Genomic DNA, 1661 nt, shown 5'->3' with positions numbered 1-1661 from the left:
TGTCGGATAGGCGGCACTTGTCACCAAGTACCGCCCTCCTAAGAACCGGACGTGCAACTTTCACTGCATACGGCTCAAGCCTCCACTAAGGCGTATTCTGTTACCCAGCACCTTACATAGCAGCCAAAACAGGATCGAACCAAGAGTTTCTGCCTTCCTTTGCCCGTTTCCGCTTACTTAAGTAAGCTTCGTATTCGGGGTCGTAAGGTATAGCTGCGCTCCTGATTTTCACATGTCTTTTTATCGGCGTTTGAGCTATCTGAACCAGATTAAAATGGCAGTCCATGTTGGCAATCTTCTGCCAGCCGTGGAATTGCCACCCACCTATGCGATTCATGTAATATTTACGCCTCACCCAGTCCTTACTTTTCGTTGGATGACGCCTTACCGCCCATCGCCATAACAGCCAGAAAAGTTGATGCCCTACATAACCGAAAACTTGCTTTGCAACACTGTGGCGATAATAGTTCGCCCATCCTCTCAGTTTCGGATTCAATATTTTGATTAAATCGTTAACGGGGATTGTTGGATGTTTTCTGATGAATTCACGTAGATTACTCAAAAATGATAGAACGTTGCTCTTGCTCGGTTTAATGAGCAGTTTGCCTTTGTACTTTCTAAGATTGAATCCCAGAAAGTCAAAACCATCATCGATATGAGTTATGTGCGTTTTCTCATCAGAGAGTGTTAAGCCTCTTTCCTGTAGAAAACCAATTAGCTGCGGCTTGATTTCATTAACGAGCACTTCCTTCGAAGAACCTGTGATAACAAAATCGTCTGCGTACCCGATAAAGTTGACTCTATTACCTGTTTTACAGGCAATAGACTTAACCAACTGCTCTAATCCAGCCAGCGTGAGCAACATCAGCGTTGGCGAGATTATCCCGCCTTGCGGTGTTCCTTCAGCTGTTTTGTAGAACAATCCTTTATCAACATAACCACATCCAAGCCATTGTTTCAGCATTCGTTTATCTAATTGAATGTTGTCGATGAGCCATTGATGACCTATCTTATCGAAACAAGCTTTGATATCACCCTCAAGAACCCATTGGCTAGAGCGCTTCATACATAAACATTTGAAGCACTGTGCAATGGCATCTGCTGCGCTTCGGTTAGGTCGAAAGCCATAGCTATTGAGGTCGACTACCGTTTCCGAAATAGGCTCCAAGGCGAGAAGATGAAGCGCTTGCTGCGCTCTGTCTATCATGCAGGGAATGCCTAAAGGTCTGAGCTTGCCGTTTTTCTTGGGGATGTAGATACGCCTGAGAGGTTTGGCATGATAGCCTTTTCGACTCAGTTGATTGACCGCACCTATACAACGAGCATCGCTGTTCCAAATGATGCCGTCGATTCCTGGTGTTTTGCTGCCTTTATTTTGAGAAACTCGTTTAACAGCAAGCAATTTTGCTGATTTCGAGTGGGTTAATATCCACTGCAATGCTTTCGCCTTGCCGTGTTTACCTTCTCGGGTTGCTTTTGCAATGCGCATTTGAAGCTTTAATACATGTCGCTTAACCGCTTTCCAGTTAATGGATTGCCATTGAGCATTGTCAGGAGATGCACTAACTTCGTTTGAAGCCATCATTTGCGTTTCTCCTTGAATAAAGTTCTTCAAATCATCTTGCAACGGGAGACCAGCTAGAAGTCAGCTCGCTTTCGCG

General features: G+C 44.8%; 1 protein-coding gene. It reads right to left on the bottom strand.

Annotation, left to right across the window (positions count from 1 at the left end; genetic code table 11):
• Window positions 1–112: 112 nt before the first annotated feature.
• Window positions 113–1585, bottom strand: a complete 1473-nt coding sequence (gene ltrA, locus L2729_RS21450; RefSeq protein ID WP_248990043.1) for a group II intron reverse transcriptase/maturase — start codon at window positions 1583–1585, stop codon at window positions 113–115.
• Window positions 1586–1661: the final 76 nt, after the last annotated feature.

It is taken from the genome of Shewanella gelidimarina, assembly GCF_023283945.1.
Classification (GTDB): Bacteria; Pseudomonadota; Gammaproteobacteria; order Enterobacterales; family Shewanellaceae; genus Shewanella; species Shewanella gelidimarina.
Note: the sequence above shows the minus strand (reverse complement) of the source record. Positions and strands in the feature narration are given on the sequence as shown.